This window comes from Rhizobium sp. ZX09, from assembly GCF_017357485.1.
GTDB classification, from domain to species: Bacteria; Pseudomonadota; Alphaproteobacteria; order Rhizobiales; family Rhizobiaceae; genus Agrobacterium; species Agrobacterium pusense.
In genome coordinates, this window is sequence record NZ_CP031364.1 from 1,560,935 (window position 1) to 1,584,028 (window position 23,094).

Sequence of the window (23,094 nt, forward strand, 5' to 3'; positions counted from 1 at the left end):
CCTGCGGTTGGCGGGGCGACGAGGGGAGAGAACATGACGAAGATCGCACTGGCCATTCACGGTGGTTGCGGCGTTATGCCGGAAGACAGCATGACTTCAGAGGAGTGGACCGCTGCGCGCGATGATCTGGCAGCGGCGCTGCGTGCCGGTTATGGCGTATTGAAGGCTGGCGGAACCGCGCTTGAGGCGGTCGAGGCGGCGGTCGTTGTCATGGAGGACAGCCCGCATTTTAACGCAGGGCATGGTGCCGCACTGAACGAGAACGGCATCCACGAACTCGATGCCTCGATCATGGATGGTGCCACATTGGCAGCGGGCGCGATCAGCGCGTCCCGCGCCATTCGCAATCCGGTGAAAGCAGCCCGCGCACTGATGGCGGATGACCGTGCCGTCTATCTGACGGGGGAGGCGGCCGACCGCTTTGCGGAGGAAAAGGGGCTCGCGACCGAGCCGCAATCCTATTTCACGACTCAAAAGCGCCGTGAAGCACTGGCGGCGATGAAGCGCCATGCCGCCGCTGGCACAGAAGCGACGGAAAACGAGAAACACGGAACCGTGGGTGCGGTGGCGCTCGATGGGGCGGGCCATCTTGCCGCGGCCACCTCGACAGGTGGCTACACCAACAAGCCCGATGGCCGGGTGGGTGACAGCCCGGTGATCGGGGCAGGCACCTATGCACGGGATGGGGCCTGCGCGGTTTCCGGCACCGGCAAGGGCGAATTTTTCATCCGCTACGTCGTCGGTCACGAGATCGCATCCCGCGTCGCCTATCTCGGTCAGGATCTGGAGACTGCTGCTGGCAATCTCGTCCATAAGGATCTGGCGCCCTACGATATTGGCGCGGGTCTTGTGGCTATCGATGCCGAAGGCGGGATTGCAGCGCCCTACAATACCCCCGGCATGTTCCGCGGTTGGGTTACCTCCACGGGTGATGCTTGCGTGGCCACCCATGACACCGTGTATTCGGTGGAACTGTAGGCAGTTGCCGCGTGCGGGATAAAAAACCGGTGACATGAAGCGTTATCGGCGGCAAAACGTCAGAACCGAAACCGGCTTGTCTCTTCATCCATGGTGCTGGCCTCATGAACATCAAGCAGCTCGAAGTTCTTCGCACGCTTCTTTCCACCGGCTCGACCATCGCCACGGCCAAGGCAATGGGGCTTAGCCAATCCGGCATCAGCCGGCTGCTGGCGCAGCTTGAGGCCGACCTGTCTCTGACGCTGTTTGCCCGCGACAAAGGGCGGCTCATTCCGACACCGGAGGCGGTGCTGCTTGCGCGGGATGCGGAAAACGTGCTGCTTGCGGTCGACCGCATGTCCGGTCATGCGGAAGATTTGCGGAATGGTGCGGCTGGTCCGGAAATCGTGCGCATCGGGCTGCCTAGCAGTATGTGGGAAAATTTCGCTCCCGCCATGCTGATCGACTATGTCCGGGATTTTCCCGGCGTTCGCATCGAGACTTTTTTCGAGACGACGACCGCCATCAACAAGCTTGTCGGCGAGCGGGTGATTGATCTCGGTTTCCTGCGGATGGAAGGTGAGATCGGGCCGGGCATCGATGTCGAGCGTGTCGCGACCGGCAACAGTGTGTGCGTGGTCCGGGAGGATCATCCGCTGGCAGCGCTTGACGAAATTACCGTGAAGGACCTGCGTAACATTCCGCTCATCCTGATTGGCCGCCAGCGGCCAAATCGCATGGCGCTCGATCAGGTGTTCAAAAAGGCTGGCGTCAAACCGATGGTGAAGATCGAGACTCACACCAATAGTTCCGCCTGCGCCTATGTGGCGCACGGGTTAGGGGTAACGATCATCAGCAGTTTTTATGCCAACCTCTATCGGCACCTGCCCGTTGTCGCGAGGCCGTTCGTCCCGCAGGCGACGCAGGAGTTCGGTCTTGCCCGCGCCTCCGGAGCGCCGCTCTCCATCGCTGCGCAGGCGCTGAGCGATGCCTTGAAGCGGGAAATTCAGCTCTCGCAAAAGATCGTCTGAAGCGGGATTTTGGGCGGAAGATGTCCTTGTCCTCATCAGGATGACCGCGCCGTCATTCTGCATAGATGTATGACGTTTATGCATAATATTGCGTGATATTTCTCAATCCGTCATAGTCGCCAGCAATGAAACCGATAGAGGCGGGCTGTCATTACCTGCCATCAATCGTGGGGAACCGATGATAAGATTCATACTGAGCCGTCTTTTGATGGCGCTGCCGACGATCGCATTCGTGTCGATCACGGTGTTTGCGCTCATCCGCTTCATTCCCGGCGATCCGGCCGCCCTGATGCTGGGCGACATGGCGCAACCGGAACAGATCGAAGCCATGAGGACCGAGCTCGGCCTCGACAAGTCCATGCCGCAACAGTTCGTCATCTGGGCCGGCAATGTGGTGCAGGGCGATTTCGGTCGCTCCATCGTCAATGACGAGCCGGTGCTGCCGTTGGTCGTCTCGCGCTTTCTCGTCAGCGCCGAGATCGTCGTGGTCGCGGTGCTTCTCGCCAGCCTGATTGCGGTTCCGGCAGGCGTGATCGCCGCCTGGAAACAGAACAGCCTGACTGATCTCGCGCTGGTCGGAACGGCGACGCTGCTTCTGTCCATTCCCACGTTCTGGCTTGGCCTTCTGCTTCTTCTGTTTTTCGGCCTGAAACTCGGCTGGCTGCCGGTGCTCGGATATGTGTCGATCAGCGACAATCTCGTCGGCGGCATGCTTTATCTCGTCCTGCCCGTCATGACGCTGGTAATCCACGAAATGGGTGTTCTGATCCGCATGGCGCGCGCCTCGACGCTGGAGGTTCTGCGGCTTGATTACATCACCCACGCCCGCGCCAAGGGCCTTTCGGAAAGCGCCGTTCTCTGGCGGCACGCCTTCAAGAATGCCTTTGGCCCGACCTGGACAATGATCGGCCTCATCCTTGGTAATCTTCTCGGCGGCATCGCCGTCATCGAAACGGTGTTCACCATTCCGGGCCTCGGGCGGTTGATGGTCGACAGTATTTTTGCCCGCGACTATCCGGTCATTCAAGGCTGTCTGCTGTTCGTCTCGCTCTCCTATGTTCTGGTCAACCTGTTCGTCGACCTCCTCTATCCCCTCTTCGATCCGCGCGTGGTTGCCGAATGAAAAAGTTCACACTCAACGGGCTTATCGGCGGCTTTCTCATCGCCCTCCTGCTCATTACCGCCGCAACCGGCCTGTTCTGGACACCTTATGATCCAATGAAGCTCGGTTTCGCCTCGCGTCTGGCCAGTCCAAGCGCCAGCCATCTTCTCGGCACCGATGAATTCGGGCGCGATGTTTTGAGCCGCCTGATGGTCGGCGCACGTGCCAGCGTCTGGATCGGCTTCCTGACGGTCAGCTTCGCGACGATCTGCGGCACGCTGATCGGCCTTGTCAGCGGTTATGCGCGGGGCTGGGTGGATGGCATCATCATGGCCATCAACAATGCGCTTCTCGCCTTTCCCGGCATTCTGCTGGCGCTGGGCCTGCTCGCGGTGTTCGGCGCAAACCAGTATGGCATCATCTTCGCTCTAGGTATCGCTTATACGCCATCCATGGCCCGCGTGGTGCGCGGTGCCGTGCTTTCTCTGCGTGAGCGTGAATTCATCGAGGCGTCGCTGGTGATGGGCAATGGTGAAATCTACACCATGTTCCGCCACATCCTGCCCAATTGCATCGCGCCGATCACGGTTCTTGCCACTTCCATGTTTGGCTGGGCCATTCTGTCGGAAAGCGCGCTCTCCTTCCTTGGCCTTGGTGTGCCGCCGCCGGCCCCCACCTGGGGCAATATGCTGGCCGCCGGCCGACCCTTCATCCAGCAGGCCGTGTGGCTGGGTCTTTTCCCCGGTCTCTGCATCGCGCTGACGCTGCTCGGCATCAATCTTTTGGGCGATGCCCTCCGCGACAGGCTTGACCCGCGCATGAGAGGTCTCAAATGACTGATAATACACTTCTCACCGTCCGGGGCCTTTCGCTCGAAGTCGCCAGAACCGGCCATCGGGTGGTCAAGGATGTTTCCTTCGATATAGCCGCGGGCGAAATCTTCGGCATCGTCGGTGAAAGCGGTTCGGGTAAGACGCTCGCCACCCGCGCGCTCATCTCGCTTCTGCCACCGGCCATCGCTGTCACCGGCGGGTCGATCGTCTACAAGGGGCAGGATGTGATGTCTCTGCCGGTGAAGGCGCTTCGAAGTCTGCGCGGCGCAGAGATCGGTGTGGTGTTTCAGGAGCCAATGACCTCCCTCAATCCATCAATGACGATAGGCCGGCAGCTGGAAGAGGGGCTGATCCTTCACACGAAACTGTCGGGAGAAGAGCGCCGCGCGAGAATTCTCGACATGCTGAGCCGGGTCGGCATCCGCGATCCCCAAGGCGCGTTGACGGCCTATCCGCATGAGTTTTCCGGCGGTATGCGCCAGCGCATCATGCTGGCCTCGGTCATGCTGTTGAAACCCGCTTTGCTGATTGCCGACGAGCCGACGACGGCACTTGACGCTGTCATCCAGCGCGATGTCATGGAACTGATGGTGGAGCTGACACGTGCGGAAGGCACCGCCGTTTTGCTCATCAGCCATGATCTGCCGATGGTGGCGCGTTATACCAGCCGCATCGTGGTCATGGAAAAAGGCGCGATTGTCGAGCAGGGCCGTACCGAGGACCTGCTGGACGCGCCGCAGCACCCCTATACGAAAAAGCTGCTTTCCTCCCTGCCGTTCCGCGGCGAGCCGCGCCGTATGGACACCTCCAAGGCGCCAATGGTTTCGGCCCGCGATATCGTTGTGGATTATGCCGGTCGCAAATCGCTGCTGAAAAAAGCCAAACCGAAGCGGGCGCTGCATGGCGTCAGCATCGATATTCATGAGGGTGAGGTCGTGGCGCTCGTCGGTGGTTCCGGTTCCGGCAAAACGACGCTTGGCCGCACCATTGCCGGACTCGTCAAGGAAAGCGAAGGGCATATCCGCTTTCAGGGCCGCGAGCGCAACGAGGACTGGAAGGATTATCGCCTGAATTGCCAGATGGTGTTTCAGGATCCCTATTCCTCGCTTGATCCGCGCATGACCATTCAGGCGCTGGTGGAGGAGGCATTGCGCCTCATGCCTGACCTCGATCAGGCCGCCAAGCGCAAGCGGGCGCTGGAAACACTGGAGGAAGTGGGGCTCGGCGCTGACTACGCCGCCCGTTATCCGCACGAGCTTTCCGGCGGCCAGCGCCAGCGCGTGGCGATTGCCCGCGCCATTGCCCGCCGTCCGCGGTTCCTGATTGCCGACGAACCGGTCTCGGCACTCGACGTCACGGTACGGGCGCAGGTGCTCGATCTCTTTTCCGATCTGCAGAAACGTTACGGTTTTTCCTGCCTGTTCATCAGCCATGATCTCGGTGTGGTGGAGCAGGTGGCCGACCGTGTCGTCGTCATGCAGGACGGGCGCATCATCGAAGAGGGTGACCGCGACACGATTTTCGACAGTCCTAGAGAGGCCTATACGCGCCGGCTGCTCTCGGCCATTCCCGCCCTCGACCAGAATGAAAAGGGCGGCGTGACACTGAAATGGCGTCTGGAAGATGAAGTTTAACAGGAAGATGACAATGACAGTGGCTGCCCGACTGAATGCGATCTGTGATGCACAGCCTTTCGTGACGCGCTTCATGGTGCGCAATCTCCTGACCGGTGAAGAAATCGGGCGGGGAGAAAACGAGGAGACGCCATCGGGCAGCACCCGCAAGACTTCGATCATGATGGCCGTGCTCAAGGCCGCCAGCGAAGGTCGGATCGATCTCGACCAGCCCGTCATCTACGAAAAGCGGCTGGCGGAAGAGGTGGCGAGCGGCATGTTCCGCTACATGACGCCGGGTATCGTGATTTCGCTACGCGATGCCGTCGCCGGCATGATGGTGCTGAGCGATAATGTCTGCACCAAGATGGTGCTGGAGAGGCTGACGCTGGAAGAGGTGGACGGCTATTGCAAATCGCTCGGCATGTCCAACACCCATCATCGTTTTCTCATTCCGCCATTGGCTCTGGCGGCGGACCATCCGCTTAAAACCGTCACCACGACGTCGGCGGCGGACCAGGTGTTGCTGTTGCAGACCATTCTCGATGCCCAGTCCTCGCGGCAAGCGCAGGCGAAGCTCGGATGCAGCCCGCAATTGTGCGAATGGGCCATGCAGACGCTGAAGAACCAGATTTTGCGTTATGGAATTCGCTCCCGCCTGCCCTTCGAGGCTGTGGTGGCCAGCAAGAGTGGGCGCGGCAAGCGTGGGCGTATGGATGCCGGTATCGTCTACAGAAACGGCGCGCCGTCCTTCATCATCACCGCCTATACCGATGAGGTGCCGCAAACCATGCCTGACGGCACGCCGGGATATACCATCGCGCTCGAAACGATCGGCCGGCTGGCGCAGGCGTGCTGGGATGGCTTTCATCAATAACAATCAACGACAACAGAGAGGGTAGAACAGTGAAAAAACTTCTTCTCGCAGGCGTTGCCCTGCTCGTAACGGCCAACATAACCGCAGCACGCGACATCACCATTGCGCAGAGCTCGGATCTGCGCAGCAACAACCCGGGGGTGAACCGCGATGGCAATACGGATGGGGTCATCCTGCATATCGTCGAGGGTCTCGTCGGCTATAACAATGCCGGTGAGGTGAAGCCGCTTCTCGCAGAAAGCGTCGAGGTCGCCCCTGATGGCCTGACCTATGCGTTCAAGCTGCGCAAGGACGTGAAATTCCACAACGGCAAGCCGCTCACCGCAGAGGATGTCGTCTGGAACTGGACGCGTTACCTGAAGCCGGAAACCAAATGGGCCTGCCTCAACGATTTCGTCGAGGGCGGCGCAGCACACGTCACTGGCGTCAAGGCCACGGAGGCTTCCACTGTCGAGATCACCCTGGAAAAACCATCCGGCGTTTTCCTGGGCCTCATGTCACGGCCGGAATGCGGTTATACGGGCATGATCTCACCGGAATCGGTTGCTTCCGACGGCAGTTTCGTCAAGCCGATCGGCACGGGGCCCTTTCAGTGGGACGAGTGGAAGAAGGGCGAGTATATCCGCCTCGCCAAGTTTGCCGACTACGTTTCGCCGGCAAATGACAGCAAGCCTGACGGCATGGTCGGCTCCAAGCGGCCGCTGGCCGATGGCGTCAAGTTCATGGTCATCCCCGATGCCTCGACCGTGAAGGCGGGTCTTGAATCCGGCGTGCTCGATACGGCCGAGATTTCTCCCGATCTCATTCCGGAGTTCAAGACCAACGAAAAGATGCAGCTCATCGTTTCCCGCAACAACGGCAAGAACCTGTTCTACATCCAGACCCGTGACAAGGTGCTGAGCAATCCCGGCGTGCGTCGCGCCATGGCGATGGCACTCGATCTTGATGAACTGGTTGCCGCCGCATCCAACGGCACGGGCGAGGCCAACGGTTCGATGGTTTCGCAAGATTCTGTATATTATGGTGAGACCCAGAAGAAGCGTCCGGCCTATGACATCGAGGCCGCCAAGAAGGAGCTTGAGGCGGCCGGTTACAAGGGCGAACCAATCTCGATCATCGCCAACAAGCGTGGCAACGTGCCGAGCTTCCCGGCCGCAGTCATGGCGCAGGCGATGATGCAGCAGGCGGGCCTCAACGTGCAGATCGAGGTGCTGGACTATGCCACCCAGGTGGATCGCCGCCGCTCCGGCAATTATCAGGTGATCTCGCAGTCGGTCGCTCCGCGCCTCGACCCGGCGCTGATGTATGCCTTTTATGTCGGCAACAAGGACAAGAACGCTTCCCTGATGTGGGATGATCCTAAGGCGATCGAACTGATGAAGGCCGCCTATGTTGAGGCCGATCAGACGAAACGCCAGAAGATTTTCGATGAGTTCCATGAGCTGATGCTGAAGGAAATGCCGGGTATCTTCCTCTACGACATGGTCGATGTCTGGGGCGCGACGAAGAAGCTGAAGGGCCAGCCTGTCTGGCAGTCGAACGCTCGCCTCTGGGAGGTCTCGGTCGACAACTGACCCACCCTTGCCCGCGCCGGCGGCTGACCCCGGCGCGGGCTTTCCATTATTAAGCGCGGTAATTTGGCGGTACCTCTGCCGAAGCGCCTGCGCGTGCCCGAAAAGGGCGGAAATGCGAGGAAAAGCCATGAACCGTGATGCCGTGATGTCGATTGCCGCCGAAATCGAGGCGATGAAGCGTGATTTCACCACTTTGAGCGACAGCATCTGGGATTTTGCCGAACTCAAATTTGAAGAACGGCAATCTGCCGGCATTCTGGCCGCCGCGCTTGAGGAAAATGGCTTTGCGGTTCGGCGCGGTGTGGCGGGCATGGAAACCGCCTTCATCGGCGAATTTGGCAGGGGCAAGCCCGTTATCGCCTTCCTCGGTGAATTCGATGCGCTGGCCGGCATGAGCCAGGTGGCTGATGTGGCGAAGGTGCAGCCGCGAGAGGAGGGCGCCACCGGCCATGGCTGTGGCCATAACCTGCTCGGCGTCGGCTCATTGATGGCCGCTATTGCGCTCGCCCGGCATCTGAAGGCCAATAATATGCCCGGCACCGTGCGTTATTACGGCTGCCCCGGCGAGGAGGGCGGTTCCGGTAAGACCTTCATGGTGCGTGCCGGCCTTTTTGACGATGTAGATGCTGCGCTGACCTGGCACCCGGCACCGTTCAACGGGGTACGCTCGACCAATAATCTGGCCGTGCTGGAATATTTTTACCGTTTCAAGGGTGTTGCGGCCCACGCTTCCAATGCAGCCCATCTCGGCCGCTCGGCGCTCGATGCCGTCGAACTCATGAATGTCGGCGTCAATTTCCTGCGCGAACACATGCCGCAGGATTGCCGGGTACATTATGCAATCACTGACACTGGCGGCAAGGCGGCCAATGTGGTGCAGGCCAAGGCGGAAGTCCTTTATCTGATCCGCGCTCCGGAAATGCGTCAGGCGCTTGATCTCGCCGCGCGGGTGGACAAGGTGGCGCGCGGTGCGGCACTGATGACCGAGACCGAGGTGGAGATCGTCTTTGATACCGCCTCCACCAATCTCCTGCCCAACATCGCGCTGGAAACGGCGATGCATGAAAACATGGTGGCGCTTGGCCCCGTCGCTTTCGACGAAGCGGATATCGCTTTTGCCAAACGCATCCAGGACACTTTCACCGACGAGGCGATCAAAAGCAGCATCCGGCTCTACCAGATAAAGGGCGATGTCTTTTCCAACCGTAAGATCGACGGCTCGACGCCCCTGCATCTCGGCTTGCGGGATTTCGAGGGGCATTCGCATTTTCGGGCCGGCTCCACCGATGTCGGTGACGTCAGCTGGGTGACACCGACGGCACAATGCTGGACACCCGCCTGGGCGATCGGGACCAATCCGCATACCTGGCAAGTGGTGGCACAAGGCAAAACTCCTGCCGCCCACAAGGCCATGGTGCATGCCGCCAAAACGCTTGCAGCGACAGGTCTTTCACTGATGACATCGCCGGAACTGCTCGCCAGTGCCAGGAAGGAATGGCAGGAAAAGACGGAAGGCAGCAAATATGTTTGCCCGATTCCCGCCGATGTCATGCCGGGCTCCCACCGGTAAGGCGCTACGCACCACTTTTGCCGCTGCCCCGTGCCGCCGTATTTCCACAGGTGGCATGGAAGACCCCCTGGCTGTTTCGAGCGGAATAAAAGCCGATGCGCCGCCGGCCTTCTCCAAGGAGAGCCGGTGAATGCCGGTTTGGAATAAATCTTCCATCTCAGTCGAGTTCTTCCCGATTTCGAGCCGCAAACCATAATTTCAACGGCTTATGGATCCCGGCCTCCCGGTTGGGAACGAGGCCGAGCGAGCCTCTGCATCTTCCACGGCTATGCGATCCGGAAGGCGCTTTCTCCGCAATTTCCCATCATCACAGCCTTGTGCACCACTCCGCTGCGGGGCTGCGAAGAAAACATTGACGTTCGAACCAAAAATGGAATAAATATATCGAACAGGCAGAAAATCGGTTTCATTATTCCGTTTTCTGATGTGAGGAGGTTGCGGCGGGCTTTCGGGTTCGCCTCCGGCTGGGAGAGGCGGCGCCGGACGCCACGGAGGAGAAAAACAATGAAGAAATTTATCATCGGCGCAGCTATGTCTGTGCTTCTCGGCACTGCGGCACATGCGGAAACCGTAGGTGTCTCGATGGCGCTGTTTGACGACAACTTCCTGACCGTGCTCCGCAATGGCATGCAGGATTATTCCAAGGAGCTGAAGGGCGTCACCCTGCAGGTCGAGGATGCGCAGAACGACGTCGCCAAGCAGCAGAGCCAGATCCAGAACTTCATCGCTTCCAAGGTCGACGCAATCATCGTCAACCCTGTGGACACGGATGCGACGGCGGCCATGTCCAAGCTCGCGGCCGACGCCAAGATTCCGCTCGTTTACGTCAACCGCCAGCCGGTGAACGTCGACAGCCTGCCGGACGGACAGGCCTTCGTCGCCTCCGACGAAACGGTGGCTGGTACGCTTGAGGCGAAAGAGGTTTGCCGCCTCCTCGGTGGCAAGGGCAATGCCGTCATCATGATGGGCGAGCTCTCGAACCAGGCGGCGCGCATGCGCACGCAGTCTGCGAAGGATGTCTTGAAAACCGACGAATGCAAAGGCATTTCCGTGGTTGAAGAGCAGACCGCCAACTGGCAGCGCACGCAGGGTTCCGACCTCGTGACCAACTGGCTGTCGAGCGGCATCGAGTTCAACGCCGTCATCGCCAATAACGACGAAATGGCGATCGGCGCCATTCAGTCTCTGAAGGCCGCTGGCAAGGACATGAAGGATTATGTCGTCGCCGGTGTGGACGCCACGCAGGATGCTCTCGCCGCCATGCAGGCGGGCGATCTCGACGCCACCGTCTTCCAGGATGCGGCAGGCCAGGGCAAGGGCGCACTTGATGCCGCGCTGCAGCTCGTCAAGGGCGAGAAGGTCGAGAAGAAGGTTTACATTCCCTTCCAGCTCGTCACGCCTGAAAACGTCAAGGACTACGTGGCCAAGAACTAATGGCCGCCTTCCGGCATCTGCGCCCGTTCAGATTGATATTGGAGGCAGATGCCGGTTCCCGACGGCGCCGAACAAGCTCCGGCGCATGAGCGGATCGTGATTGAATTCCAGTGAATTCAAAGTGTTGCAGCGCCCTGCATATTGTGGTGGACATGGCGCTGTAAGCCTCCCCGGAGGCAAGGTGCGCCATTGGGCGAAGCCTGTTTCCGGTCAATTTTGTCTATTGTGGAGGATGAGATGGTCGTCAGTCCATCGACAATGGCCGCCGTGCGCGCCAGCGGCGCCGTGCCGAATGCGGAATACCTTCTCGCCGTCGAAGGCATACGCAAGGAGTTTCCCGGCGTGGTAGCGCTCGATGATGTGCAGTTCAAGCTAAAGCGCGGCACCGTGCACGCGCTGATGGGCGAGAACGGCGCTGGAAAATCGACTCTGATGAAGATTCTGGCTGGCATCTACCAGCCAGACAGCGGCGAAATTCGCCTGAAAGGCGCCGACATTCGTCTCGATTCCCCGCTTGATGCGTTGGAAAACGGCATTGCCATGATCCATCAGGAATTGAACCTGATGGCTTACATGACGGTCGCGGAAAACATCTGGATCAGGCGGGAACCCAAGAACCGGCTGGGCCTAATCGACCATGGCGAGATGTACCGCCGTACCGAAGCCCTGCTGGATCGCCTCGGTATCGATCTCGATCCGGAAACGCGGGTCGGTGAGCTTTCCGTCGCCAGCCGTCAGATGGTCGAGATCGCCAAGGCGGTTTCCTACGATTCCGACGTTCTCATTATGGATGAGCCGACATCCGCGCTGACGGAGCGCGAGGTGGAGCATCTCTTCCGCATCATTCGCGATCTCAGGGAACGCGGTATCGGCATCGTCTACATCACCCACAAGATGAACGAGCTGTTCGAAATCGCCGACGAGTTCTCTGTTTTCCGGGACGGTAAATATATCGGCACGCATGCCTCTACCGATGTAACGCGCGACGACATCATCCGCATGATGGTGGGCCGCGAGATCACGCAGATGTTCCCGAAGGAAGAGGTTCCTATCGGCAACGTTGTGCTGTCGGTCAAAAACCTGACGCTTGATGGCGTGTTCCACGATATTTCCTTCGACGTTCGCGCCGGTGAAATTCTCGGCGTCGCGGGCCTGGTCGGTTCCGGTCGTTCCAATGTTGCAGAGACAGTCTTCGGTGTGACGCCCGCGTCTTCCGGGACGATCAGCATCGATGGCAAACCCGTTTCAGTCACCAGCCCGACGGAAGCCATTCGTCATCGCATGGCGTTTCTGACCGAGGATCGCAAGGACACGGGATGTCTGCTGATCCTGAACATTCTGGAAAATATGCAGATCGCCGTTCTGCAGGACAAATATGTCGCCAATGGTTTCGTGCAGGAAAACGCGTTGTCGGACGCCTGCGAGGAAATGTGCCGCAAGCTGAGGGTGAAAACCCCGCATCTTTACGAGCGCATCGAAAATCTTTCGGGCGGCAACCAGCAGAAAGTGTTGATCGGTCGCTGGATGCTGACCAAGCCGCGCATTCTGATCCTCGATGAGCCGACGCGCGGCATCGATGTGGGCGCCAAGGCGGAAATTCACAAGCTCGTTTGTGAGATGGCGCGCCAGGGCGTCGCCGTCATCATGATTTCCTCCGAAATGCCGGAGGTTCTGGGAATGAGCGACCGCATCATGGTCATGCATGAAGGTCGGGTGACCGGCTTCCTTGATAGAAGTGAAGCCACGCAGGTTAAGGTGATGGATCTCGCATCGCGGTGAGGCGCGCCGGGATTTCTCGAGGAGGAACAGATATGAATAGCAACGCCGCCGCCACTCCGGAGCTGGATGCCAAATCCGGACGCAAACCGCACCGGCGCATACCGCCGGAAGCCAATATTTTCTTCATTCTGATCGGCATAGCGCTGATTTACGAGATTCTCGGCTGGATATTCATCGGCCAGAGCTTCCTGATGAACCAGCAGCGACTGACCATCATGATCCTGCAGGTCTCCGTGATCGGCATCATAGCCGTAGGTGTGACACAGGTCATCATTACCGGCGGCATCGATCTGTCCTCGGGGTCGGTCGTCGGCCTCACGGCGATGTTGTCCGCTAGCATGGCGCAGTCCTCAACCTGGCCGCGGGCCCTTTATCCCGGGCTCACCGACCTGCCGTTCATCATCCCGCTTGCTGTCGGCATTCTCGCCGGCATGTTGGCCGGTTTCATCAATGGGCAGCTCATTGCCCGCACGAAAATCCCGCCCTTCATTGCCACTCTCGGCATGATGGTGACCGCGCGCGGCATTTCCAAGTGGTATACGAAGGGTCAGCCGATCTCCGGCCTGACCGACGGTTTCAATTTCATTGGCACAGGCATCTGGCCAGTCGTGGTGTTCCTGCTCGTGGCAATCATTTTCCACGTCGCGCTGCGTTACACCCGCTATGGCAAGTTCACATATGCCATCGGTGCCAATGAGCAGGCCGCACGTGTATCCGGTATCAATATCGAGGCACACCTGATCAAGGTCTATGCCATCGCCGGAATGCTCGCCGGTCTCGCCGGTGTTGTCACCGCAGCCCGCGCTCAGACCGCGCAGGCCGGCATGGGCGTGATGTATGAACTTGACGCCATCGCCGCGGCCGTCATCGGCGGCACCTCGCTATCCGGCGGCGCCGGCCGCATCACCGGAACGGTAATCGGTACGATCATTCTCGGCGTCATGACATCGGGCTTCACCTTCCTCCGAGTGGACGCCTACTATCAGGAGATCGTCAAAGGTCTCATCATCGTGGCGGCCGTCGTCGCTGACGTCTACCGGCAGAAGAAGCGCGCCAAGCGTTAAATCCTCCTCCCAGACCTTGGGGCAGGCCTTCAGGCTTGCCCCTTTTTTGTGTCCTCATGCGGCGAGGGGATCAGCAGCGGCTCATGCTTTGCTGTTTCGATAGTCGTGAACGGCTTTGCCGAAGGCCTCGAACAGGGCGCGGGAGGGCGCGTCCGTCTCGGCCCAGTATTCCGGATGCCATTGCACCCCGACAGCAAATCCTTTTGCGTCAATGACAGACACCGCCTCTATTGTACCATCGGCGGCCGTCGCCTCCACCTGCAGGCGCGGCGCGGTTTCGGCAATGGCCTGCCTGTGTAGCGAGTTGATCTGGATTTCGCCCGACATGCCGAGATGCTGTGCAATGCAGGAGCCTTCGCGCACATGCACTGGCTGGCGGATGGCAAAGGCGACGTCGCGGTCGTCATGTTCCGGCTTGCGGTGGTCCCATATGCCCGGCTGCTCCTGAATTTCGGACGCCAGCGTTCCGCCCAGCGCCACATTCAGTTCCTGTATTCCTCGGCAGATGGCCAGCATCGGAATGCCACGCTCGATCGCACGGCGAATGAGCGGCAGGCTGGTGGCGTCGCGGGCCTGGTCGAACGGGCCGTCGCTCTCCCGCGCCTCCTTTCCGTAGAGGGAAGGGTGCACATTGGTGGCGGAGCCGGAGACGAGCAGGCCATCCACCCGGTCGAGAATGGCGTCCACGTCGTTTCCGTCCTCAAAGGCCGGCACGATGAAGGACATGACACCAGCCACTTTCAGGGCGGCGGAAACATACTGGTTCTGCGCGGCGTGCCAGTCGGCTCCGGTAAAATGCCTTATGTCGGCGGGGACGGCGATGATGGGTTTTGGCATGGCGGCTCCGGAACGAATCTTCGAAATATGTGCGACCGCCGGCGAACCAAGTCAAGCATGCCTTTGCCTCCTGCTGATCCGGCATGCGCCTAAAGTATAAGGCGATGCCGAGATATTTCAGTTGAATATAAAATGCGAAGAAAATTCCCGGAAACACGGCGTTTTTCCGCGATTAATTCTTGGTGCGGGTGCTTGTCAGTCGGGCGATAACCGTGCTTACTTCGCTACAATGCCTGAACAGCAACGAGGGGAATTCAAAGCTGCAGGCAGCGTTCATATCTGGGAGGATATAGATGGATCGCCGTTCCTTTATGAAAAAAGGTGCGCTCGCGGGAGCTGCCACTGCAGCCCTTGCCGCGCCCGCCATTGCGCAGCAGAATACCAAGATCAACTGGCGCCTGACGTCGTCATTTCCGAAATCGCTTGATACGATCTATGGCGGTGCCGAGGATATTGCGAAGCACGTCGCTGCCGCCACCGACGGCAATTTTACCATCCAGCCCTTTGCCGCCGGGGAAATCGTTCCCGGATTGCAGGCGGCCGATGCCGTATCGTCAGGCACTGTGGAAATGTGCCATACCTGCTCCTATTATTATGTCGGCAAGGATCCGACCTTCGCGATCGGGACGGCGATACCCTTTGGCCTGAATGCCCGCCTGACCAATTCGTGGTTCTATGAAGGCAACGGCAACAAACTGCTCAATGAATTCTACGCCAAACATAACCTCTACGGCATGATTTCGGGCAATACCGGCGCGCAGATGGGAGGCTGGTTCCGTAAGGAGATCAACACGGTTGACGATTTCAAAGGCGTCAAGATGCGCATTGCCGGCCTTGCCGGCAAAGTGGTTGAAAAGCTTGGTGTCGTGCCGCAGCAGATCGCCGGCGGTGATATCTATCCGGCGCTGGAAAAGGGCACCATCGACGCCGCCGAGTGGGTCGGCCCTTATGACGACCACAAGCTCGGCTTCCAGAAGGTCGCAAAGTACTATTATTATCCGGCCTTCTGGGAAGGCGGCCCGGTCATTCATTCCTTTGTCAATCTGGACAAGTGGAACAGCCTGCCCAAGAACTACCAGACGGCGCTGCAGGACGCCTGCGCCTTCGCCAATACCAGCATGATGGCGAAATACGACGCCAAAAACCCGATTGCCATCAAGCAGCTCGTTTCTGAAGGCGCGGTACTCAGACCCTTCAGCCAGGAAATTCTGGAAGCGTGCTATAAGGCGGCCCTTGAGGTATACGCCAATATTTCGGCTTCCAATCCGGACTTCAAGAAGATTTACGAGGACCAGGTCGCCTTCAAGCGCGAAGGCTATCTGTGGATGCAGCTGGCGGAATACACCTTCGATACTTTCATGATGATCCAGCAGCGTAACGGCAAGCTCTGATTATTCAGTAACGGCGGCGGACCGGGCAAAGGCCTCGGAGATTTCGGTCTCCGGGGTTTTTGTTGCGCGCGTACCCTCATGCATTCGACAACAAAGGATGGTTTATGATCGGGTCCTTCGGAGCACAATCGCAGGATGGGCGACCAGCCGGAGTGCCGGCTGAGATCGGCGCCCCCAGCCCCGACCATTGGTCTCAATTGTGGACGTGACGCGATGTGGAAAATGCTGAGCGTTGCATTCGTCATCAAGAAGAACCGGACAGGCAGTATAGTGACTGCCCGGGTCCGTTTCTAAAGAGAATGAACGGAAGGCGGGGGCGTGCCTCGTCTTCGCAATCACAGGCGTTTCCGCTCCCTTACAGGATGCCTGTCAAGGCCCGATCTTCGGCGGCTCGCTCAGATTTGGCATGCCCGGCATTCCTCCTGGCTGGCCTCCTGGCAAGCCGAAATTGGGCATGGTGTTGCCACCCTGATTACCGAAGGCGGGCACCTCGATCTTGATGGAATTCAGATCGACGTCGGGAGCCTTGTCTATCCAGTAGGTGACGGATTCCGGCCAGAATATCACGATGGCGACGAGGATGAGCTGCATGCCGAGCCAGGGAATGGCGCCCATGTAGATATCCGATGTCTTGACGGTGCGCGGCGCGATGGAACGCAGGTAGAACAATGCAAATCCGAAGGGCGGGTGCATGAAGCTTGTCTGCATGTTGATGCAGATCAGCACGCCGAACCAGATGAGGTCAATGCCGAGCGACTGGGCTATCGGCGCCAGCATTGGAATGACGATGAAGGCGATTTCGAAGAAATCGAGGAAGAAGGCGAGGAAGAAGATGAAGATGTTGACGAAGATCAGGAAGCCGATAGGACCGCCCGGAATGCCCGACAACATGTGCTCGATCCAAAGCGAACCATCCATGCCTTGGAAAACGAGCGAAAAGCAGGTCGCGCCGACCAGGATGAACACCACCATCGACGTGATGTGCATGGTGGAATGCATTCCCTGCTTGACGAGGTCCCAGCTGAGCCGCCGATGTGCCGCCGCCAGCGCCATCGCGCCGACAACGCCGAGCGCTCCGGCTTCCGTCGGTGTTGCGAGGCCGAGAAAGATGGTGCCGAGCACGAGGAAGATGAGCACGATGGAGGGGATCATGCCCGCCAGCACACGCAACACCAGCGCCCGGTTAAGCTCACCGCGTGCCTCCGGCGGCAAAGCCGGAAGGTCCTTGGGCCGCACGATCGACATCAGCAGGATGAAGAGCATGAAGATCGCCACCTGCAGGATCGACGGACCGATCGCGCCGAGATACATGTCGCCCACGGATTTACCGAGCTGGTCGGCAAGGACGATCAGCACCAGCGAGGGCGGAATGACCTGTGTGATCGTGCCCGAGGCGGCGATGACGCCGGTGGCAAGTCGCGGATTATAGCCGTATTTCAGCATGATGGGCAGCGAGATGACGCCCATGGTGATGACCGAGGCCGCAACCGTGCCGGTGATCGCGCCCAGGATCGCGCCGACAATGATGACGGCATAGGCAAGTCCGCCCGGTATAGCGCCGAAAAGCTTCCCCGTTCCTTCGAGCAGGTCTTCCGCAAGGCCGCAACGCTCCAGAATAGCGCCCATGAAGGTGAAGAAGGGAATGGCCAGCAGAAGGTCGTTCGAAACGATGCCGAAGATGCGCAGGGGCAGGGCCTGAAGAAAAGCCGGTGAAAAATGCTCGGTGAAGATGCCGATGACGCCAAAAACGAGGCCGACCGTGGCAAGCGAGAAAGCCACCGGAAATCCGTAAAGCATGAAGATAATCATGCCGATGAACATCAGTGGCGGAAGAATACCGTATTCAAACATGGGAATATCCTGAAGGTTCAGATCGGCGCGATCATTGCAGGGGTTTTTCGTACTTCGTATCGAGCGCATAAAGCCCGTTGAGGGCGCCTATGCGCTTGATGAGTTCGGAAAACCCCTGAAGAACCAGAAGGGCGAAACCGGCGAAGATGATGAGTTTCACGGGCCAGCGGATCAGGCCGCCGGCATTGGAAGACATTTCGCCCTGATTCCAGGACAGCGTGAACATGGGCCAGGACAGCCAGGCTAGATAAAGGCAGCCGGGCAGCAGGAACAGCACAATGCCGATAATATCCACCCAGATGCGGCTGCGTGGCGAAATCGCACCATAGATGATGTCGACCCGAACATGCTCGTTCATGCGCAGCGTATAGGAAGCGCCGATCAGCACGATGAAGGCGAACATGTACCACTGGATTTCGAGCCAGCCGTTGGAGCTGTAGTTCAAGGCGTAACGGACCATCGCGTTACCGGCGCTGACGAGGCAGCAGATGAGCACGAGATAACCGGCGACCTTGCCCAGTGCCTCGCTCGCAGAATCTATCAACGCACTTATTTTTAAAAGCGATTTCATGACTTTCCCCTCTTCCCTTGCCGGGCCCTTTGCGGGTTTATGGCGGAGAGCAAAGCCCGATACCCCTGCAACGGCCGCGCCTCCACGCGCGTCCGCACTCATCGGTTCCGGAGTTCCTCCCCACAGAATCCGTGTATGGGTAGGCGGTTCGAAAAGCAACCGAAACCGCACGCAAAGAGCAAGAACGGTGGCCCTTTTCAACTATTAACGAAAGAATGTTGCCGGAAGGCAAGTATTGTCCTTGAGAGCCGGTCCGACGGATGGCGGCGTGACACTTTCGTGCGGAACGCATTGCGCTTTTCGACCACTTTATGTTACCTCTGGCACCGGAGAATCCGGCATGGCCCGTGATCGTCCGCGGGGCAGATTTCCCCGCGGGACGGGAATGACGGATGGAGCAAAGGGGAAGTGGAATGAGCGAACACCATACAGGTCCGGTCGAACTTGGCGCTGAAATGAACTACGCCGAACACGAAAAGACCTATAACGGTTTTCTGGCCTTGACCAAATACGGCACGATGATGCTGTGCGTGCTGATGCTGGCCATGGTTGCCGGTTTTTTCACATCCGCGGGCTTCCTCGGCGGTCTCGTTGTCTTTCTCGTTCTGTCGGCGGCCGGTTTCGTTCTGCTGCGCTGATCGAACCGTTTGCGCGCTGTTACCCTTACGGGTAAGGGTTCTGCCGCACAACCGGGAAGGCCGGGCATGAAACGCCTTTTATCCTGTCTGCTTCTGTTGATTGCGGTTGCATGTCCCGTCTCCGCGCGTGATCTCTCTCCTGCCGAGCAGGAGAGGCTGCGTGCCCAGATCGAGCGTTTCAGCACCGCCCTGAATGCGCAGGATTTCGAAACGGTCGGCAAGACTGTGCCACCGAAAATCTTCGAGTTCATCGCCAGTGACGCGGGTGTCACCATGGAGCAGTTGCGGAGTGCCTTGACGGCGCAGATGCAGATGGCGCTCGCGGCGGTCAAGATAACCGAATTCACCATGGACGCGCGGGCGATCAGCCTGACTGAGACGCCGGATGGCACGCCCTATGCGCTCATTCCGACAAAAACCGTGATGGAAACCGGCGGCCAGACCATAGAGGCGAAGTCCCACACGCTGGCGCTGATCGACGGTTCGGACTGGTATTTGCTCCGGGTGAGCGATCAGCAGCAGGTGACCATCCTGCGAAAGGTCTACCCGTCCTTCGCGACGGTGGAATTCCCTGACGATTCCACGCAGACGGTGAAATAACCCGTATTGCTGGCGAGGCCGGGCCCTGGTGTTGCCAGTGCTACCCCATTTCAGGAAAAACGTCCCGGGCGGAAGGGATCGACCGAGATCGACGTTTCGTCGCCGTTTGCCATCTGCGTCACCAGCCGGGCTGTGGCTGCCGACTGGGTCAACCCCAGATGACCGTGGCCGAAGGCGTAGATAACGGAGGGTGTCGCCCGCGCGGTGCCAATGACGGGAAGACAGTCCGGCATGGAGGGGCGGAACCCCATCCATTGCCGTCCGCCTTCCAGTTTGAGGCCGGGAAGGAAACGTTCCGCTTTTTTCAACATGGCTTCCGCGCGGCGGAAGTTCGGCTTCAGTTCCAGTCCGCCGAGTTCGACGGCGCCGCCGACGCGGATGCCAGTCGACAAGAGGGTCACGACGAAGCCGTGGTCGTTGAAATAAAGCTGGCGTGTCAGGTTGAAAGCACCGACAGGCAGGGTCGTGTTGTATCCTCGTTCCGTTTCCAGCGGCACGATGTTGCCAAGCGTCGCCGCAAGTTTTTTGGACCATGCTCCACAGGCGATCACCACTTTGTCGGCGTCGATCTTGTCGCCGTTCTCCAGCGTGACGATCGTACTTTCGCCCACTGCGTCGATACGCTGAGCTTCGCCTTTGCGGAGGCTGGCTCCTCGTGAGATCACAAGATCAAATATGGCGCGGGTGAAATCATAGGGATCGGAGACCTGCAGGCCATCCGCCGAAAACACCGCATGGCGGAACTGCGGCGCCAGGCCCGGCTGCAGCTCTTCGATTTCGTTGCGGTCAACGCGCTGGAATGCGAAGCCGGCTTTTTCCTTTTCGTCCCAATCCCTACGGGCGGCGTTGAGGCTCGCCTCGCTATCATAAATATCAAGCGTGCCGGTTTTTGAAATGAAGGGCGAGAGCTCGGGCATGGCAGCGATGTGGGCCATTTCGATGGCCGCCAGCCGGTTGATTTCCGTGAGTGATTTCAGCCCATGGCGGAAATTGCGTTCGGCGCTGGCGCGCCAGAAACGCCAGAGCCATGGGGCGATCTTTGGTGCATAGGCCGGCGGCACGCTGAGCGGTCCGAGCGGATCAAAAAGCCAGCGCGGGGCTTTTTTCATGATACCGGGCGCGGGAATGGGGATGATTTCCGGAAAGGCCAATATGCCGGCATTACCGGAACTCGCACCGCGGGAGATGTCGCCACGCTCAAGAAGCACGACGTCACGCCCGGCATTCTGCAGATAAAGCGCTGCCATGGAACCGATAATGCCGGTGCCGACCACCAGCACGTCGCATTTCAGGGTTTTGGTCATCGGCGCTCCTGCAATACAAATCTCTCAAGCCCGCCATAACAATGAATGCAGAGGGTATGAAAGGTCGCATCACGCTGCGGCGATAGAAATATCAGCACTGTGGCAAATAAGCGGTTCCGCGGTGGGGGAGGCCGCCATGCACATCAGTGCGTTTTGCCCATCGGCTAGGTCGCGGCTTAGATAGTTATGAGCCATTATTAATCGCTATTTAACAGTGTCTGGCTAGTTTCGCGTGCAGTCAGGCCCATCCATGTTCATTCCTTCTCATTGGGAGGGGCATTGGGTCTGCGCAGCGGTTAATTTGGGGGTTTTAAAGGCATGTCTCACTTTTCCAAGCTCGGTCTGGATGCATCTGCGGTACTTGACGCCCTGAACCGTTCGCAGGCCATCATCGAATTCGATCTGACCGGGAAAATTCTGAAGGCGAACGACAATTTCTGCAAAGCGGTGGGTTATCAGCAGTCCGAAATCATCGGACGGCACCACAGCATGTTTGTCGCTCCCGAAGAGGCTGCCAATGCGGAATACAAGGCGTTCTGGGCGAAACTCTCGCGCGGCGAATATGATCAGGGGCAATATCGGCGCCGGGCAAAAAACGGCGACGAAATCTGGATCGAAGCTTCCTATAATCCCGTCTTTCGTTTTGGTAAACCTTACAAGATCGTCAAGGTTGCAACCGATATTACCGCGATCAAGCGCAAGAGCATGGAAGATGACGGCAAGCTGGCCGCTCTCTCCCGCGCGCAGGCCCTGATCGAATTTACACCAGATGGGAAGATCCTCAGCGCCAACGAGAATTTCCTAGCGGCGCTTGGTTACACGGCGCAGGAAATTGTAGGCAAGCATCATTCGATGTTCTGTGAGCCAGCTTATGCCCAGTCCCAGGAATATCGCGATTTCTGGCAGGAGCTAAGGAGCGGCCGTTTCTCTGCCGGGCAGTTCATGCGGCTCGGAAAGGACGGCAAACGCGTTTTCATCCAGGCCTCCTATAATCCGATACTGGATGAGCAGGGCCGTGTCTTGAAGGTGGCGAAGTTTGCCTTTGACGTGACGGACCGCATGTATGCCGTGGAGGAGCTTGGCGCGGCGCTTGAGCGGCTCTCCCAATGCAACATCCGCGTCACGCTGGACAAACCGTTCGTGGGTGAATTTGAGAGCCTGCGGCGCGATTTCAACAAGTCCATCGCCGAATTCCAGAAGACGCTGGAGAATGTTCTCGGCCAGACGGGCGATCTCACCCGCAGCAGCCAGGAAGTCAGCGAGGCTTCCGTCAATCTGGCCGAACGTTCGCGCGAGCAGGCCGTAGCGCTCGAAGAAACCTCTGCGGCACTGGAGGAAATCACGGCGACGGTTCGTTCATCCACGGAAAACATGAAAGAGACACGCAAGCTGGTTCAGAGTGCACGCACATCCACCGCGGCCTCGACCGAGGTTGTTGAGCGCACGGTCAATGCCATGCAGCGCATCGAGACAGCATCGCGGGAAATCAGTCAGATCATTGGTGTTATCGATGAGATCGCCTTCCAGACCAACCTTCTGGCGCTGAATGCGGGTGTGGAAGCCGCCCGCGCGGGTGAAGCCGGCAAGGGCTTTGCCGTGGTGGCGCAGGAGGTGCGCGAACTTGCACAGCGTTCCGCTGGTGCCGCCAAGGAAATCAAGGCGCTGATCAACAATTCCGGCAGCGAGGTCCTCGAAGGGGTCAGGCTCGTCGGTGAAACGGGCGAAGCGCTGAAGCAGATCGACGCGCTGGTCAGACATATTGACGGCAACGTTGACATGATCGCCAAGGCAGCGGACGAGCAGGCCGTCGGCATCAGTGAGATCAACAAGGCGGTCAACCGGCTGGACCGGATGACGCAGGAAAACGCCGCCATGAGCGCACGCACCACCGTAATCAGCACCACGCTCGCGCAGGGTGCGGATGCATTGGCCCAGCTTGTCAGCCTGTTCAAACTGAATCGCCGCACGGTTCAGCGTGAGGATGGCGCCTCTATACGGTCTGATTTTTCGACAGCCGCTCGGCAAGATCAGGAAGTCGGGCGCGCCGCAGCATGAAGGGAGCCGGCTT

At 59.0% G+C, this 23,094-nt stretch carries 19 protein-coding genes; 15 read left to right on the top strand and 4 right to left on the bottom strand.

The features are described 5' to 3' along the window. Positions 1 to 33 precede the first annotated feature (33 nt). From BTN45_RS21870 to BTN45_RS21920, 11 genes are all read left to right on the top strand, one after another. Entirely contained in the window at positions 34 to 978 is a 945-nt protein-coding gene (locus BTN45_RS21870; protein ID WP_184287741.1) for an isoaspartyl peptidase/L-asparaginase family protein, read from the top strand. Between the two features lie 104 nt (positions 979 to 1,082). Then, positions 1,083 to 1,988, top strand: coding sequence for a LysR family transcriptional regulator (locus tag BTN45_RS21875; protein WP_184287738.1), 906 nt, complete (start codon positions 1,083 to 1,085; stop codon positions 1,986 to 1,988). A gap of 178 nt (positions 1,989 to 2,166) precedes the next feature. After that, on the top strand, positions 2,167 to 3,111 hold the full coding sequence (locus tag BTN45_RS21880; protein WP_004438407.1) for an ABC transporter permease: 945 nt from the start codon (positions 2,167 to 2,169) through the stop codon (positions 3,109 to 3,111). Beyond that, entirely contained in the window at positions 3,108 to 3,926 is an 819-nt protein-coding gene (locus BTN45_RS21885; RefSeq protein WP_107340134.1) for an ABC transporter permease, read from the top strand. The genes BTN45_RS21880 and BTN45_RS21885 overlap by 4 nt, the downstream gene beginning before the upstream one ends. After that, a complete protein-coding gene (locus BTN45_RS21890) occupies positions 3,923 to 5,557 on the top strand; it encodes an ABC transporter ATP-binding protein (RefSeq protein ID WP_207591004.1) in 1,635 nt (544 codons plus the stop codon). The genes BTN45_RS21885 and BTN45_RS21890 overlap by 4 nt, the downstream gene beginning before the upstream one ends. Positions 5,558 to 5,570: 13 nt before the next feature. After that, the gene (locus BTN45_RS21895) at positions 5,571 to 6,413 is read left to right on the top strand and encodes a serine hydrolase (protein WP_172965672.1); all 843 of its coding nucleotides are present in this window, start codon (positions 5,571 to 5,573) and stop codon (positions 6,411 to 6,413) included. Positions 6,414 to 6,442: 29 nt separating this feature from the next. Continuing rightward, complete coding sequence (locus BTN45_RS21900; protein WP_207591005.1) at positions 6,443 to 7,987, top strand: ABC transporter substrate-binding protein; 1,545 nt, start codon at positions 6,443 to 6,445, stop codon at positions 7,985 to 7,987. A 127-nt stretch (positions 7,988 to 8,114) separates the two neighbouring features. Then, positions 8,115 to 9,557, top strand: a complete 1,443-nt coding sequence (locus BTN45_RS21905; protein WP_207591006.1) for a M20 family metallopeptidase — start codon at positions 8,115 to 8,117, stop codon at positions 9,555 to 9,557. Positions 9,558 to 10,061: 504 nt separating this feature from the next. Next, on the top strand, positions 10,062 to 10,991 hold the full coding sequence (locus tag BTN45_RS21910; protein WP_207591007.1) for a sugar ABC transporter substrate-binding protein: 930 nt from the start codon (positions 10,062 to 10,064) through the stop codon (positions 10,989 to 10,991). Positions 10,992 to 11,228: 237 nt separating this feature from the next. Continuing rightward, on the top strand, positions 11,229 to 12,770 hold the full coding sequence (locus BTN45_RS21915) for a sugar ABC transporter ATP-binding protein (RefSeq protein WP_034498283.1): 1,542 nt from the start codon (positions 11,229 to 11,231) through the stop codon (positions 12,768 to 12,770). A gap of 32 nt (positions 12,771 to 12,802) precedes the next feature. Further along, positions 12,803 to 13,834 carry an ABC transporter permease gene (locus BTN45_RS21920; RefSeq protein ID WP_022563607.1) on the top strand — a complete coding sequence of 344 codons (1,032 nt, stop codon included), beginning with the start codon at positions 12,803 to 12,805 and terminating at the stop codon, positions 13,832 to 13,834. A gap of 81 nt (positions 13,835 to 13,915) precedes the next feature. Here the strand turns inward: BTN45_RS21920 and BTN45_RS21925 are convergent, their stop codons facing one another. After that, a complete protein-coding gene (locus tag BTN45_RS21925) occupies positions 13,916 to 14,671 on the bottom strand; it encodes a gamma-glutamyl-gamma-aminobutyrate hydrolase family protein (protein WP_004438429.1) in 756 nt (251 codons plus the stop codon). A 293-nt stretch (positions 14,672 to 14,964) separates the two neighbouring features. On the opposite strand from BTN45_RS21925, the gene BTN45_RS21930 reads away from it, so the two are divergent. Next, positions 14,965 to 16,062, top strand: coding sequence for a TRAP transporter substrate-binding protein (locus BTN45_RS21930; RefSeq protein WP_003510333.1), 1,098 nt, complete (start codon positions 14,965 to 14,967; stop codon positions 16,060 to 16,062). 369 nt (positions 16,063 to 16,431) lie between these two features. Here the strand turns inward: BTN45_RS21930 and BTN45_RS21935 are convergent, their stop codons facing one another. Both BTN45_RS21935 and BTN45_RS21940 read right to left on the bottom strand, forming a co-directional pair. Beyond that, complete coding sequence (locus BTN45_RS21935; RefSeq protein WP_207591008.1) at positions 16,432 to 17,913, bottom strand: TRAP transporter large permease subunit; 1,482 nt, start codon at positions 17,911 to 17,913, stop codon at positions 16,432 to 16,434. Between the two features lie 31 nt (positions 17,914 to 17,944). After that, complete coding sequence (locus BTN45_RS21940; RefSeq protein WP_004438438.1) at positions 17,945 to 18,484, bottom strand: TRAP transporter small permease subunit; 540 nt, start codon at positions 18,482 to 18,484, stop codon at positions 17,945 to 17,947. 413 nt (positions 18,485 to 18,897) lie between these two features. Here BTN45_RS21940 and BTN45_RS21945 point away from each other — a divergent pair, with 413 nt between their 5' ends. Together BTN45_RS21945 and BTN45_RS21950 are read left to right on the top strand one after the other, a co-directional pair. After that, positions 18,898 to 19,122, top strand: coding sequence for an aa3-type cytochrome c oxidase subunit IV (locus BTN45_RS21945; RefSeq protein WP_004438441.1), 225 nt, complete (start codon positions 18,898 to 18,900; stop codon positions 19,120 to 19,122). Positions 19,123 to 19,188: 66 nt separating this feature from the next. Beyond that, on the top strand, positions 19,189 to 19,722 hold the full coding sequence (locus BTN45_RS21950; protein WP_207591009.1) for a hypothetical protein: 534 nt from the start codon (positions 19,189 to 19,191) through the stop codon (positions 19,720 to 19,722). A gap of 50 nt (positions 19,723 to 19,772) precedes the next feature. Here the strand turns inward: BTN45_RS21950 and BTN45_RS21955 are convergent, their stop codons facing one another. Then, positions 19,773 to 21,026, bottom strand: coding sequence for an FAD-binding oxidoreductase (locus tag BTN45_RS21955; protein ID WP_207591010.1), 1,254 nt, complete (start codon positions 21,024 to 21,026; stop codon positions 19,773 to 19,775). Positions 21,027 to 21,344: 318 nt separating this feature from the next. On the opposite strand from BTN45_RS21955, the gene BTN45_RS21960 reads away from it, so the two are divergent. Further along, a complete protein-coding gene (locus tag BTN45_RS21960; RefSeq protein ID WP_207591011.1) occupies positions 21,345 to 23,081 on the top strand; it encodes a PAS domain-containing methyl-accepting chemotaxis protein in 1,737 nt (578 codons plus the stop codon). The last annotated feature ends 13 nt before the right edge of the window (positions 23,082 to 23,094 follow it).

Bases quoted from the DNA above. Each gene is read 5' to 3' on its own strand.
- BTN45_RS21875 (WP_184287738.1), top strand. From the start codon at position 1,083: ATGAACATCAAGCAGCTCGAAGTTCTTCGCACGCTTCTTTCCACCGGC.
- BTN45_RS21960 (WP_207591011.1), top strand. From the start codon at position 21,345: ATGTCTCACTTTTCCAAGCTCGGTCTGGATGCATCTGCGGTACTTGAC.
- BTN45_RS21880 (WP_004438407.1), top strand. From the start codon at position 2,167: ATGATAAGATTCATACTGAGCCGTCTTTTGATGGCGCTGCCGACGATC.
- BTN45_RS21950 (WP_207591009.1), top strand. From the start codon at position 19,189: ATGAAACGCCTTTTATCCTGTCTGCTTCTGTTGATTGCGGTTGCATGT.
- BTN45_RS21955 (WP_207591010.1), bottom strand. From the start codon at position 21,026: ATGACCAAAACCCTGAAATGCGACGTGCTGGTGGTCGGCACCGGCATT.
- BTN45_RS21925 (WP_004438429.1), bottom strand. From the start codon at position 14,671: ATGCCAAAACCCATCATCGCCGTCCCCGCCGACATAAGGCATTTTACC.
- BTN45_RS21915 (WP_034498283.1), top strand. From the start codon at position 11,229: ATGGTCGTCAGTCCATCGACAATGGCCGCCGTGCGCGCCAGCGGCGCC.
- BTN45_RS21940 (WP_004438438.1), bottom strand. From the start codon at position 18,484: ATGAAATCGCTTTTAAAAATAAGTGCGTTGATAGATTCTGCGAGCGAG.
- BTN45_RS21935 (WP_207591008.1), bottom strand. From the start codon at position 17,913: ATGTTTGAATACGGTATTCTTCCGCCACTGATGTTCATCGGCATGATT.
- BTN45_RS21920 (WP_022563607.1), top strand. From the start codon at position 12,803: ATGAATAGCAACGCCGCCGCCACTCCGGAGCTGGATGCCAAATCCGGA.
- BTN45_RS21945 (WP_004438441.1), top strand. From the start codon at position 18,898: ATGAGCGAACACCATACAGGTCCGGTCGAACTTGGCGCTGAAATGAAC.
- BTN45_RS21905 (WP_207591006.1), top strand. From the start codon at position 8,115: ATGAACCGTGATGCCGTGATGTCGATTGCCGCCGAAATCGAGGCGATG.
- BTN45_RS21885 (WP_107340134.1), top strand. From the start codon at position 3,108: ATGAAAAAGTTCACACTCAACGGGCTTATCGGCGGCTTTCTCATCGCC.
- BTN45_RS21930 (WP_003510333.1), top strand. From the start codon at position 14,965: ATGGATCGCCGTTCCTTTATGAAAAAAGGTGCGCTCGCGGGAGCTGCC.
- BTN45_RS21870 (WP_184287741.1), top strand. From the start codon at position 34: ATGACGAAGATCGCACTGGCCATTCACGGTGGTTGCGGCGTTATGCCG.
- BTN45_RS21895 (WP_172965672.1), top strand. From the start codon at position 5,571: ATGACAGTGGCTGCCCGACTGAATGCGATCTGTGATGCACAGCCTTTC.
- BTN45_RS21890 (WP_207591004.1), top strand. From the start codon at position 3,923: ATGACTGATAATACACTTCTCACCGTCCGGGGCCTTTCGCTCGAAGTC.
- BTN45_RS21910 (WP_207591007.1), top strand. From the start codon at position 10,062: ATGAAGAAATTTATCATCGGCGCAGCTATGTCTGTGCTTCTCGGCACT.